11 protein-coding genes are annotated in these 12,541 nt (G+C 66.6%); 7 read left to right on the top strand and 4 right to left on the bottom strand.

The genetic code is table 11. From position 1 onward, the window contains the following. Positions 1 to 165: 165 nt before the first annotated feature. Together GV161_RS20575 and GV161_RS20570 are read left to right on the top strand one after the other, a co-directional pair. Positions 166 to 654: a MarR family winged helix-turn-helix transcriptional regulator gene (locus GV161_RS20575; protein ID WP_152017436.1), complete on the top strand. Its 489-nt coding sequence runs from the start codon at positions 166 to 168 to the stop codon at positions 652 to 654. Between the two features lie 273 nt (positions 655 to 927). Next, the gene (locus GV161_RS20570) at positions 928 to 2,064 is read left to right on the top strand and encodes a DUF2865 domain-containing protein (protein WP_159650330.1); all 1,137 of its coding nucleotides are present in this window, start codon (positions 928 to 930) and stop codon (positions 2,062 to 2,064) included. A 10-nt stretch (positions 2,065 to 2,074) separates the two neighbouring features. Here GV161_RS20570 and GV161_RS20565 read toward each other — a convergent pair whose 3' ends face one another. Further along, positions 2,075 to 2,704, bottom strand: coding sequence for an HAD hydrolase-like protein (locus GV161_RS20565; RefSeq protein ID WP_152017434.1), 630 nt, complete (start codon positions 2,702 to 2,704; stop codon positions 2,075 to 2,077). A 283-nt stretch (positions 2,705 to 2,987) separates the two neighbouring features. Here GV161_RS20565 and GV161_RS20560 point away from each other — a divergent pair, with 283 nt between their 5' ends. The 3 genes from GV161_RS20560 to GV161_RS20550 all read left to right on the top strand — a co-directional run bounded on the left by GV161_RS20560 (position 2,988) and on the right by GV161_RS20550 (position 6,932). Beyond that, positions 2,988 to 4,313: an MFS transporter gene (locus GV161_RS20560; protein ID WP_152017433.1), complete on the top strand. Its 1,326-nt coding sequence runs from the start codon at positions 2,988 to 2,990 to the stop codon at positions 4,311 to 4,313. 106 nt (positions 4,314 to 4,419) lie between these two features. Continuing rightward, the gene (locus tag GV161_RS20555; RefSeq protein WP_152017432.1) at positions 4,420 to 5,316 is read left to right on the top strand and encodes a DUF3313 domain-containing protein; all 897 of its coding nucleotides are present in this window, start codon (positions 4,420 to 4,422) and stop codon (positions 5,314 to 5,316) included. 182 nt (positions 5,317 to 5,498) lie between these two features. Continuing rightward, positions 5,499 to 6,932, top strand: coding sequence for an aldehyde dehydrogenase family protein (locus GV161_RS20550; protein WP_152017431.1), 1,434 nt, complete (start codon positions 5,499 to 5,501; stop codon positions 6,930 to 6,932). Positions 6,933 to 7,104: 172 nt separating this feature from the next. On the opposite strand, the gene gltX is transcribed toward GV161_RS20550, so the two are convergent. Continuing rightward, positions 7,105 to 8,445 carry a glutamate--tRNA ligase gene (gltX, locus tag GV161_RS20545; RefSeq protein WP_152017430.1) on the bottom strand — a complete coding sequence of 447 codons (1,341 nt, stop codon included), beginning with the start codon at positions 8,443 to 8,445 and terminating at the stop codon, positions 7,105 to 7,107. 137 nt (positions 8,446 to 8,582) lie between these two features. Between gltX and GV161_RS20540 the strand changes: the two genes are divergently transcribed. Next, positions 8,583 to 9,362 (top strand): hypothetical protein, encoded by a 780-nt coding sequence (locus GV161_RS20540; protein ID WP_152017429.1) that lies wholly within the window; start codon positions 8,583 to 8,585, stop codon positions 9,360 to 9,362. Between the two features lie 8 nt (positions 9,363 to 9,370). On the opposite strand, the gene GV161_RS20535 is transcribed toward GV161_RS20540, so the two are convergent. Beyond that, positions 9,371 to 11,110, bottom strand: coding sequence for an NAD+ synthase (locus GV161_RS20535; protein WP_152017428.1), 1,740 nt, complete (start codon positions 11,108 to 11,110; stop codon positions 9,371 to 9,373). A 78-nt stretch (positions 11,111 to 11,188) separates the two neighbouring features. Next, positions 11,189 to 11,482 (bottom strand): Dabb family protein, encoded by a 294-nt coding sequence (locus GV161_RS20530; protein ID WP_152017427.1) that lies wholly within the window; start codon positions 11,480 to 11,482, stop codon positions 11,189 to 11,191. A gap of 170 nt (positions 11,483 to 11,652) precedes the next feature. Between GV161_RS20530 and GV161_RS20525 the strand changes: the two genes are divergently transcribed. Continuing rightward, positions 11,653 to 12,525, top strand: coding sequence for an outer membrane beta-barrel protein (locus GV161_RS20525; protein ID WP_152017426.1), 873 nt, complete (start codon positions 11,653 to 11,655; stop codon positions 12,523 to 12,525). Positions 12,526 to 12,541 lie beyond the last annotated feature (16 nt).

Genomic DNA, 12,541 nt, shown 5'->3' with positions numbered 1-12,541 from the left:
CAGGCGCAGTCCCGATCCGCTGGCAGAAGCTTGGACGAACCGCGGCCTGCAAGCTCATCGTTGTTCCTCCCATGGCGGCGGCTTTGACAGGCGCTGCCGTTCGGTAATGATCGTGCCGCAGCCTCTGCGGCTTTCTTTCACTCCAGTTAGTTACAAGTGCAACTAATGTCAACGAAGCAAAAGCCTGCCGACCGCGCCCTGCATCTCGAGCAGTTCCTGCCCTATCGGCTCAACGTCGTCGGCTTTTTCGCCAGCCGCGCGCTCGGCCGCGTCTACGGCACGCGCTTCGGCATCGGCATCCCGGAATGGCGGGTGATCGCGCAGCTCGGCGAATTCGGGCAATTGACCTCGCGCGACATCGGCGAGCTCTCGCAGATGCACAAGACCAAGGTCTCGCGGGCCGTCTCGGAGCTCGACAAGCGCGGGCTGGTGACGCGAGCTGAGAATCGGGCTGACCGGCGCGAGGCCTTCGTCGCCCTCACTGCCGCCGGCCAGCGCATCTACGCCCAGATCGTGCCGCTGGCACTCGCCTTCGAAGAACGCTGGATCGAGGGGATCGCGCCGGAGGAGCTGCGCGTCTTCGAACGCGTGCTGGCGGTGCTGACCGAGCGCGGCCGCCATCTCGCCGGCGCCTACCAGACCGAGGAAGCCTGATCGCGCAAGCGTTATCGAGGCCTGATTTGCCGCCCGGGGCGCGATATGCGATGCGCTGAGGTGAATAGACGGTGCGTCGAATCGCCGTTTCGACCCGGCTGACGCGCGCCTCCTTAGTTCCGTCGCGTTTCTAGCATGTGCTCTGCCGATGCGGGCGGTCACTGCCTGCACCGGACGAGTCACAGGGATAGCACTCTGCCTTCGATGATTTTCGCTTCGCTCCGACGCGCTCTCGCTCCGGCGCTGGCTTTCGCCGCGCTGACGAGCGCAGCCGTGGCGCAGTCGCCGGCTTGCGACAACTGGCGCGCCGAGCTCTCCAACCTGCAGGGCCAGCGCGGCGGCGATGCCCGCGCCGCCCAGGCGGCGCAGCGCGTCGCCGGCCAGCTGGGGCAGCTCTCCAACCAGTACCGGGCGATGGGCTGCGATCGCGGCGGCTTCCTCTTCTTCGGCGACGCCCCTCCACCGCAATGCGGCGGCATCCGCGCCCAGCTGGGCGCGCTGCAGTCGCAATATGCGCAGCTTCAGCAGCAGGCCCAGAGCGGCGGCATCGAGCAGCGCCGCGCCCAGCTCGCCGCGCTGATCAACAACAACTGCCGTGCGCAGCCGCGCGGCTTCTTCGAAACGATCTTCGGCATCGAGCCGCGCCGCGGCGAGATCGATTCCACCTTGCCCGAGCTCGACCCCGACGAGCCGCGCGAGCCGACCGAGGGCGGAGCGCGTCAGGGCGGGCCTTATTCGGTCTGCGTGCGCAGCTGCGACGGCTACTTCTTCCCGCTCGCCAATAGCCCGGGCGGCCGCGAGAGCCAGGACGAGATGTGCCAGTCGCTCTGCCCCGGCACCGAGACGCTGGCCTATGGCATGAGCACCGGCGGCGACATCCAGAACGCGGTGGCGCGCAGCAGCGGACAGCCCTACTCGTCCCTGCCGAACGCGCTGAAATACACCCGCAGCTTCGACGCCTCCTGCACCTGCCGGGCCCAGGGCCAGAGCTGGGCCCAGACGTTACAGAACGCCGAGCAGATGCTCGAGCAGCGCAAAGGCGACATCATCGTCACCGAGCAGCGCTCGCAGGAAATGTCTCGGCCCAAGCCCGAGCAGCCGCAGCGCGGCAAGAAGGGCGTCGCCAATGCGCCTGCGGCGGAGGCCAAGCCGGCCACCCCGGCCGGCCCAGCCCCGACCGTGCTGCAGGCTGCCCCCGGCGACGAACCGACGCCGGATACCAATGTGCCGACCGCCAGCACCGAATCCGCCGGCGTCGGCCCGCAGCGGATCGACGGCGAAAAAACGCTGCAGCAGGGCGACGGCCTGAAGCGCGAGAGCAAGAGCGTCACTGGCGAACGGCGCACCGTGCGGATCGTCGCGCCGAACCTCGCGCCCAATCTCGGCGTCGGAGCAACCGCACGGCCGTGATCGCCTCGGCTCAGGCGGTCAGCTTCGCCAGCAGCTGCCCATAGTCGTCGAAGATCAGGTCGGGCCCGCGCGCCCGCAGGGACGCGCCGGAGTTGTAGCCGAAGGTCACCGCTCCCGACGCGATGCCGGCTCGCCGCGCCGCGTCGATGTCACGGATTTCATCGCCGATTGCGACCGTCTGCTGCCGCTGAACTCCAGCCCGCCGGATGATGGCCTCGAACTTGGCGCTCTTGCCCCAGAGCGACGCACCGCAGCCGAAATGGCTCACATGAGCCGAGGCTCGGCCGAGCGTACGACGAATGACCGCTTCGCTGTTCGAGCTGGCGATCGCGATCGTGACATCGCTCGCAGCCAGGCGCGCGAGCATCGACTCGGCCCCGGGAAAGAGCGCCACCGCATCCCCGGCTTCGGCGCTCAGCTTGCGCATGTGCATCGCGATTGCTGGCATCTTCCACAAGGGAACGCCGAGGCGGGCAATGATCTGGCGCGAATCGAGCCCGCGAAGCTCGTCAGCCTCACTCTCGGCAACCTCGCGGAAGCCGAACTGCCGTGCGGTCTGGTTGAGCACCGAACAGAACCACGGAAAGCTGTCGGCCAGCGTTCCGTCATAGTCGAAGATCGCAAGAGAGTAGGCAGGCATCGCGGAGACCGATCTTATGGGCTCGGGTGATTGCCGCAGGCTTCATGCACGCGTCAATACGGGCCTCCATCGACGCCGATTGATCTGTGGTCGCCGCAGACCACCACTCTCTTTCCCGACATCCGGATGCCCGTGGCCATAAAGTTCCCGCGCAGGCCATGCACCAGAAGCAACTCAGACCAAATCTCTCCTCGCTGACCGGCGCAGAGCGCTAGGCGTAGACCAGCGTATTGCTGCCGGCGCTCGCTACTGCTCGCGCCGCCTTCAGAACGCGGAGCGAGCCATGTCCGATCCAGCAATCGCCACGCCTGCCCCTCAGGGCCTCGACGTCGCCGATACGGCGCGACGCCTGAAGGCGATCTTCATCGGCTCGGTCGGCAACCTCGTCGAATGGTACGATTTCTACGCCTACACCGCCTTCGCGCTCTATTTCGCGCCGAAGTTCTTCCCCTCGCATGATCCCGTGGTGGTGCAGCTCAACGCCGCGACCTTGTTCGCCGCCGGCTTCATCGTGCGCCCTATCGGGGGCTGGCTGTTCGGCCATATCGCCGATCGCTACGGACGGCGGCTGTCGCTGACCGTCTCGGTGCTGATGATGTGCTTCGGCTCGCTGATCATCGCGTTGACGCCGACCTATGAGACGATCGGCTTCGCCGCGCCGGTGCTGCTGGCGCTGGCCCGGATCATCGAGGGCCTGAGCCTCGGCGGCGAATACGGGGCGAGCGCCACCTATCTCACCGAGATCGCCCATCCCGATCATCGCGGCTTCTATTCGAGCTTCCAGTACGTGACGCTGATCGGCGGGCAGCTCACCGCCATCCTGGTGCTGCTGCTCCTGCAGAACGTCTTCCTGACGCATGAGCAGCTGGTCGACTGGGGCTGGCGCATCCCCTTCGTGATCGGCGCGATGCTGGCCGTCACCGCCATGTTCATGCGCCGGCACATGCACGAGACGGAAGCCTTCGCCGAAGCCAACAAGATCAAGAAAAAGGAAAGCTCGCTGCGCGGCCTGCTGAAATATCCGCGTGAGGTCGCGATCGTGGTCGGCCTGACCGCCGGCGGCACCGCCGCCTTCTACACCTTCACCACCTATATGCAGACCTTTGTGAAGCAGACCGTCGGCCTTTCCGACATCACCACCACCTATGTGATCGCGGGCTCGCTGATCTTCGCCTCGCTCCTGCAGCCGATCTACGGCTTGATCTCCGACCGGATCGGCCGCAAGCCGCTGCTGATCTTCTTCGGCGTCGCCGGGACGCTGCTGACGGTGCCGATCCTGACGACGCTGGCGCAGACCAAGTCGCCCTGGGTCGCCTTCCTGCTGATCTCCGGCGCCTGGATCTTCGTCGCCGGCTACACCTCGATCAACGCGGTGGTGAAGGCGGAGCTGTTCCCGACCTCGATCCGCGCCACCGGCGTCGCCGTACCCTATGCGCTGACCGTCTCGATCTTCGGCGGCACCGCGCCGGCGATCGCCCTGTTCTTCAAGCAGCAGGGCCACGAGCAATGGTTCTACTACTATCTCTCGGCGGTGATCTTCATCTCGCTCCTGGTCTATTCGACCATGCGCGACACCAAGCACGAGACCGCAATGGACCGGCACGAGTGATCACGAAGCTCCGCCTTCAGGATCGCATCGGCAGTCGATAGCAGCGCAATACTGCGGCAACGCCACGTCCCCAACCTCGCCGGCACCGATAGCGGCGGCGAGGTCGATGACCGTGATAAGCTATTTGCCGGCTGTTCCACTGCAGAGCCCCACATGGGGCTCGGCGCTTCTGGGCTACAGAGGCCCTTGCCTATCCCTGTCGCTGGCACTGGCCGCCGCCGGCTGTGCGTCCGTCCCGCCCAAATCGGCCGGCACCCTCTCGACCTACGGGAATCTCGGCGAGGAGAAGGGCAAGCTGTCGAAGTCCCACACCTATGTCGACGGGTTGGCCCTTGTCGGCGCGAAGACGGCCCGGATCGTGCCGACGAGCTTTTCCGCGAGCGCCCGCCAGGCCGTGAAGACGCCGGCAGATCGGGCGCTGGTCAGCAATGTGCTCGACCGGGAGCTCTGCATCGCGCTGAGCGACAAATACGAGATGGTGCCACCGACACAGCAGGCCGACCTCACCGTCCGGGCGGTGATCACCGACATCGTGCTGACGGACAAGACGATGGCGGGCGTCTCGACTGCCGTAAGCCTGGGAAGCGGTTTCGTCTTGCCGGTGAGCATTCCGCGCCTTCCGGTCGGGCTGGGCGGACTCTCGGTCGAAGCGGAGGCGATCGATCGCAAAGGTGTCCAGCGAGCGGCAATGGTCTGGGGACGCGGCGCCAATTCGATCCAGAACACGCCGCTGGTGTCCGAAGTCGCCGATGCCTATGGCCTGGCCACGAAATTCGGCAGCGAGTTCTCGCAGATCCTGGTGGAAGGCGAGGAGAAGGACGGGATCGACCTCTCCCTGCCCTCCCGCCAGAGCGTCAAGTCCTGGTTCGGCGGCGAGCACAAATACCCTGCCTGCGAAGCCTATGGCAGAGCGCCGGGTCTGAAGGGCGTGATCGGCGGCCAGTTCGGTGCGCCGCCCGAATGGACCGACAAGCAGGAGGCGAAGACCACTCCCGCTCCCTGATCCGCCGACATTTGTCTCGCCACCTCCCCGCGCCCGGCATTCCCCCTATTCGCAGGCCGCGCGGTGACAGCCGCAGCCTTGCGCTGCTACGCTGTATCCCTCTCGACATAGCGATCGCAGCCAGACGGGTCGGTGACCGCCCGCACGCAAGGCGATTGCCCGCAGCCAGCGAGGAAAAGCCAATGTCCCATGCCCTTCAATTCTACATCGACGGCGCCTGGGTCGATCCCGCTGGCGGCCTGAAGACGCTCGACGTGATCGATCCCTCCACCGAGGAGGCCTTTGCCCAGATCGCGCTCGGCAGCCAGGCGGATGTCGACCGGGCGGTCGCCGCAGCGCGCGCCGCCTTCCCCGCCTTCGCCGCGACCTCGAAGGAAGAGCGCCTGGCGCTGATGCGCCGCCTGCTCGAAGCCTACAAGGCCCGCTATGCCGAAGTCGCCGACACGCTGTCGCGCGAGATGGGCGCGCCGAAGGAGCTGGCCCACCGGGCGCAGGCCGGGATGGGCACGGCCCATCTGTCGAAGATGATCGAGACGCTGGAGAATTTCGAGTTCGAGGAGCTGCGCGGCTCGACCCTGATCTCGAAGGAGGCGATCGGCGTCGTCGGCATGATCACGCCGTGGAACTGGCCGATCAACCAGATCATGTGCAAGGTCGCGCCCGCGCTCGCCGCCGGCTGCACCATGGTGCTGAAGCCCTCCGAGATCGCGCCGCTCAACGCCATCATCTTTGCCGAGGCCATGCATGAGGCCGGCGTGCCCAAGGGCGTGTTCAATCTCGTCAACGGCGATGGGCCGACCGTCGGCGAGGCGATCGCCCGCCACCCCGGCGTCGACATGGTCTCCTTTACCGGCTCGACCCGCGCCGGCATCCTCGTCGCCAAGGCGGCGGCCGATACGGTCAAGCGCGTCCATCAGGAGCTCGGCGGCAAGTCGGCCAACATCCTGCTCGACGATGTCGACCTGAAGCGGGCGGTGAAGCTCGGCGTCGAGAGCGTGATGCGCAATTCCGGCCAGTCCTGCAACGCGCCGACGCGGATGTTCGTGCCGGCTGAGCTGCACGAGGACGCACTCGCCATCGCCAGGGAGACGGCCGAGCCGCTCAAGGTCGGCGCACCCTCGGCGGAGAGCGTCTTCCTCGGACCGGTCGTCAGCGAGGTGCAATACGACAAGATCCAGCGCCTGATCGAGAGCGGCATCAAGGAAGGCGCAACCCTGGTGACCGGCGGGCCCGGCCGGCCGGAGGACCTCAATCGCGGCTATTATGTCCGCCCGACCATCTTCGGCGGCGTCACCGACGAGATGACGATCGCCAGGGAAGAGATCTTCGGCCCTGTGCTGTCGATCCTGCCCTATGACAGCGAAGCGGACGTGATCGCGCGGGCGAACGACACGCCCTACGGCCTCGCCTCCTATATCCAGTCCGGCTCGCTGGAGCGGGCGCGCAAGGTCGCGGCGCAGATGCGCTCGGGCAATGTCTACATCAACTACCCGGCCTGGGACGCCGGCGCGCCCTTCGGCGGCTACAAGCAGTCCGGCAACGGCCGCGAATACGCCGATTTCGGCCTCGAGGAGTTCCTCGAAATCAAAGGCACGGTCGGCTACGCGGCGGCGTAGCGCGGGCGGCGTCTTCACAAAAACCGCGCGGTCATCCCGGGCTTGACCCGGGATCCATTCCAGAACGCTTCCGATCAAGGTTCAGGCATGGATCCCGGCTCTACGCTTCGCTCCGGCCGGGATGACTCGCGCATTTACGATGAAGCGCAGCGGGCTCCGGACATGCCTCGGCTCACGCCGCTTCGCCTGCGAGCCGCTTCAGCGCCTTCTCGCGCCCGATCAGCGGCAGCAGCGCCGCCAGCTCGGGGCCATGGTCGAGGCCGGTCAGGGCCTGGCGCAGCGGCATGAACAGCGCCTTGCCCTTGGTGCCGGTCTGCGCACCGACCGCCTGAGTCCAGGCTTTCCAAGTACTCTGATCGAACGGTTCGGCCGGCAGCAGTGCAGCCGCGGCCGCCGCGAACGCCTTGTCGGCGATATCAGTCTCGATCGGCCCCTCGACGATCCTCCACCAGTCCTTGGCAGCCGAAAGCCGGGCGAGATTGCCGCGCACGGCGAGCCAGAACGGCTCGCTGGCGGGAATGCCGAGCTCTCTCAGCCGCTCCTCGACCGCAGCGAAATCGAGCTGGTGCAGCGTGCGGGCGGAGAGCGTCTCCAGCTCGTGCTCGTCGAACTTGGCCGGCGCACGCGAGACATGGGCAAGATCGACCAGCCCGGCGAGCTCGTCGAGGCTCGACACGGGGCGGACCGCATCCGACGAGCCCGTGAGCACGGCGAGCGCCGCGACCGCCAGCGATTCGATCCCGGATTCGCGCAAGCCCCGCAGCGAGAGATGGCCGAGGCGCTTCGACAATCCTTCGCCGCTCGCGGTGGTCAGCAGGTTGTGGTGGCCGAAGGCCGGCAGCGTCCCGCCCAATGCCTGCATGATCTGGATCTGCACGGCGGTGTTGGTGACGTGGTCCTCGCCGCGGATGACATGGGTGATGCCCATGTCCAGGTCGTCGACGACCGAAGGCAGCGTATAGGGATAGGTGCCGTCCTCACGCACCAGCACCGTATCGGAGAGCGAGGCGCAATCGACATGCGAGGGGCCGCGGACGAGATCGTCCCAACCGACCTCCTCCCAATCGAGCAGGAAGCGCCAATGGGCTTTACGGCCCTCGGCCTCCAGCCTGGCGCGCTCCTCGGCAGTCAGCTTCAGGCCGGCGCGGTCGTAGACGGGGGGCAGACCGCGGGCGAGCTGGCGCTTGCGCTTGCGGTCGAGCTCGTCGGCGCTCTCATAACAGGGATAGAGGCGGCCAGCGGCGCGCAGCTTGTCTGCCGCGGCGTCGTAGAGCGCGATCCGTTCAGACTGCTTGATGCTGGCGTCGGGAATGACGCCGAGCCAGGCGAGATCCTCGGCGATCGCCTCGGCGAACTCCGGCTTCGAGCGCGCCTGGTCGGTGTCGTCATAGCGCAGCAGGAAGCGCCCGACATGCCGCTTGGCGAAGAGCCAGTTGAACATCAGCGAGCGGGCATTGCCGATGTGGAGATAGCCGGTCGGCGACGGGGCGGTGCGGACGAAGGGTGTGGTCATGACCGGCCGCTTGTCGCGCGGGAATGGCGCGAGGGCAAGGGCATCTCACGGCGCTGGCGGAAGCAGATCGACAAGCGCCCAGATTGACGCAAGGTTAGAGACGACGGGACGGTCGATATCTGCGCTGGGAGGCGAGGATGAGCATCACGGCTTCAGTCGGGCTTGGCGGCAAGAACACGGTTCCGGACACGCGCCTGGTCCAGGCGATGATCAACCCCCATACGGCGGCGCTCGGCATCGATCTGCTCGACGTCGACGGCGATTGCGGGCCGCTGACCCGAGGCGGGATCAAGCGCTACCAGCAGGTCTTCCTGAAGATGACCAGCCCGGATTCCAAGGTCGACCCGGGCGGCAAGACCTTCCTGCACATGGCCAACAATCCAGCGCCTGCCGGCGTCGTGGTCAGCGCCTCGCGCCTGCCAATCAAGCTCAAGGCCGGCGACTTCCTGCAGGTGCCGGTGGTGATCGATCCGGCCGACGGCACGGTCCAGGACGCCTACACCGCCTTCGAGTATGAGATCTTCGACAAGGGCGCCCGCATGGTCGGGACCGACTATGCCTTCGGCGTGCCCAATGACATCGAGGTCTGGCCGAATGCGCAGGTCCGGATCGGCGTAACGCTAGACGCGGGCCTGCTCGCCCATGAGCAGTTCCATTACGATGTCGGCTTCGTGGTCTGCCGCGCACTGGCGCACCAGCTCACCATCGCGCGCGCCCCGACGATCGGCGGGCTGATCACGCAGCTCACCAGCCTCGTCGACCTGCACATCAAGCGCCGGGTCAAGCTGATCCAGCGCCGCTACGACGTCGACACCCAGCATGGCGCCAATGCCAAGTACCAGCGCATCTGGCTCGACCGCATGACAGCCTGCATCGCCAATCCGGCAGCGAACCAGATCGGCGGCTTCTGGCTGTAGCGGAGCCGTCAGAAATCGAAGCTCTCGCCGCCGGCCTTGCCGACGCCCCTGACCAGTGACCGGTCGGGCTCATGAGCCGGCTCGCCGGGATCTCGGAAGCGGTTGACGATCGGGTAGCGCCGGTCGCGGCCGAAGTTCTTGCGGGTGACCTTGACGCCCGGCGCCGCCTGGCGGCGCTTGTACTCGGCGAGATAGAGCAGCCGCTCGACCTTCTGCACGGTCTCGATATCGTGGCCGCGGGCGACGATGTCGGACAGGCGCATCTCGTGCTCGATCAGGCAGGCGAGAATGTCGTCGAGCACCTCATAGGGCGGCAGCGAATCCTGATCCTTCTGGTTCTCGCGCAGCTCGGCCGAGGGCGGCTTGACGATGATGTTCTCGGGGATCACCTCGCCGTCCGGGCCGAGGCTGCCCGCCGGCTTCCAGCGGTTGCGCAGGGCGGACAAGCGGAAGACCTCGGTCTTGTAGAGGTCCTTGATCGGGTTGTAGCCGCCGTTCATGTCGCCATAGAGCGTGGCGTAGCCACAGGACATCTCCGACTTGTTGCCGGTCGTCACCACCATCGGCCCGAACTTGTTGGAGATCGACATCAAGAGCGTGCCGCGCACGCGGCTCTGCAGATTCTCCTCGGTGATGCCGCGATTGGTGCCGGCGAAGAGCTCGGCCAAAGCGTGCTCGAAACCCTCGACCGGCTCGGCGATCGGCACGATCTCGTAGCGCACGCCGAGCGCGTCGGCGCATTTCTTGGCGTCGTCGAGGCTCTCCTGCGAGGTGAAGCGATAGGGCATCATCACGCAGCGCACGCGCTCAGCGCCCAGCGCATCGACCGCCATGGCGGCGCAGATGGCGGAATCGATGCCGCCGGAGAGGCCGAGCACGACGCCGGGGAAGCGGTTCTTCTCGACATAGTCGCGCAAGCCCAGCACGCAGGCGGCATAGTCAGCCTCGTCGCCGCTCTCGATAGCGGCGACCTCACCCGGCAAGCAGCGCCAGCCATCGGGCCCACGCTCCCAGTGCGTGATCGCAATCGCCTCGCGGAAGGCCGGCAATTGATGAGCGAAGCTGCGGTCGGCATTGAGGACGAACGAGGCCCCCTCGAAGACGAGTTCGTCCTGGCCGCCGAGCTGATTGAGATAGACCAGAGGCAAGCCGCTCTCGACGACGCGGGCGACGGCGACGTTGAGGCGCTCCTCGATCACGCCGCGACGGAAGGGCGAGCCGTTCGGGACCAGCAGGATCTCGCCGCCGGTCTCGGCGATGCACTCGACGACCTCCTCGCCCCAGATGTCCTCGCAGATCGGAATGCCCAGGCGGACATGGTTGCGGAAGACGACCGGGCCGGGCAGTGGGCCGGGCTCGAACACCCGCTTCTCGTCGAAGACGCCGTAATTGGGCAGGTCGACCTTGAAGCGCACCGACTGGATCAGGCCGCCATCGAGCAGCGCATAGGCGTTGTAGAGCTTGCCGTCCTCAAGCCAGGGCAGTCCGACGAGCACTGCCGGGCCGCCGTCAGCGGTCTCGCGGGCAAGGTCCTCGCAGGCCTTGCGGCAGGCATCCTGAAAGGCCGGCTTCAACACCAGGTCCTCCGGCGGATAGGCCGAGAGGAAGAGCTCCGGGAACATCACGAGCTCGGCGCCGCCGGCAGCCGCCTCGCGGCGGGCGGCGCGCACCTTCTGCGCATTGCCAGCGACATCGCCGACGATCGGGTTCAGCTGGGCGAGCGCCAGGCGGAGAGAGGTCGCGGTCATGATCTCGATGTAGCTTGCGGCCCGCGCGCCAGCAACAGGCCGGCGTCCGGCCCGCCCCTGCGTTTTCGCGAGGTCAGGTCAGCGGACCGTCGAGCGGAAATCGGCTGACCAGCGCAGTTCGCGCAAGGGCCGCACCGCCTTCGTCGTCTCGTCGTAGATCGGATGCGCCTTCCAGGCGGCGAGCCCGGCCTCGTCGGCAAACTCGCCGTAGACGACGATATCGGCGGCATCGCCGATCGGATCGATCCTGGCATTGGCCGCAACCTCGAAGGCGAGTGCGTGCGGGATTTCACCCAGCCGGCCCAGCAGGCGCTGGACCGTTTCGAGATCCTCAGCCCGCTTGACCGTGAAGAACACGATATGCCGGATCATCCGCCCTCCTCCGGCCAGCCCAACCGGGCTCACCTCTCAATGCGGACGATCTCTTTTCAGAGCCCTACGAGATCAGCAACCGCATTAACCCGACATTAGGGTTAACCGCGCATGAATCGTCTCCGGGCCGTTGCAACCGCTGCTTCGGCCGCTGCTCGGAGAGACACGCGATGCGTGCTGCATCAATCGCCGCCCTCGCCCCCGTCGTCGCGATGGCCTGCACGCTGGCGCTGCCGCAGGCGGCGCAGGGCGCCGACTATCTCAGGGGCTCGCAGATCGAGCAGCCGGTGGAGGCGGCGCCGATGTTCGGCGGAGGCCGCTTCGACTGGTCCGGCTTCTATTTCGGCGGCGGCGCGGGCCTGAGCGAGACCAAGTTCAAGCCGGGCGAAGGCCTGCGTGCTCTCGCCAACTCCGCCTTCCGCAACACCGATCTCGTCGCCGAACGCGACATGGGCTCGTTCATCAACGACCTGCCCGACAAGCGCGACAGCGGCACGCAGTTCTTCGGCATCGCCGGCTACAATTATCTCTTCGACGATGTCGTCCTCGGCATCGAGGCGGACTACACCCGCTCGGGACATGAATACCGGGTGACCGACTTCATCTCGCGGCGCAGCACCATGTCGAGCGGCCGTGTCTACGACTGGTCGATGGCGACCGACCAGGCGGCCAAGCTCAACGACTATGCCACGCTGCGCCTGCGCATGGGCTGGGCCTATGGCCGGATCATGCCTTTCGCCACGATCGGCGCGGCGCTCGGCCGCTTCAACACGACCTCGACGATCGATGCGGACATCGCGATCGTCAACAATGCCGGCCAGGCCAGTGAAACCCGCACGCGTGGCGCGGGCTACCCGCTGCGTGTCGGCAACATCAAGAACAACACCTATGCCTTCGGCCTTGCCGGCGGCGTCGGCGTCGACTGGGCCTTGACCGACAATTTGTTCCTGCGAGCGGAGTACCAGATCGTCCGCTTCGCCGAGATCGAAGGCACGACGACGACGGTCAACACCGGCCGCATCGCCGCCGCGCTGAAGTTCTGACGAACACAATCCTCCA

It is taken from the genome of Bosea sp. 29B (assembly GCF_902506165.1).
GTDB lineage: Bacteria > Pseudomonadota > Alphaproteobacteria > Rhizobiales > Beijerinckiaceae > Allobosea.
This window is presented reverse-complemented; position numbering and strand designations above follow the sequence as displayed.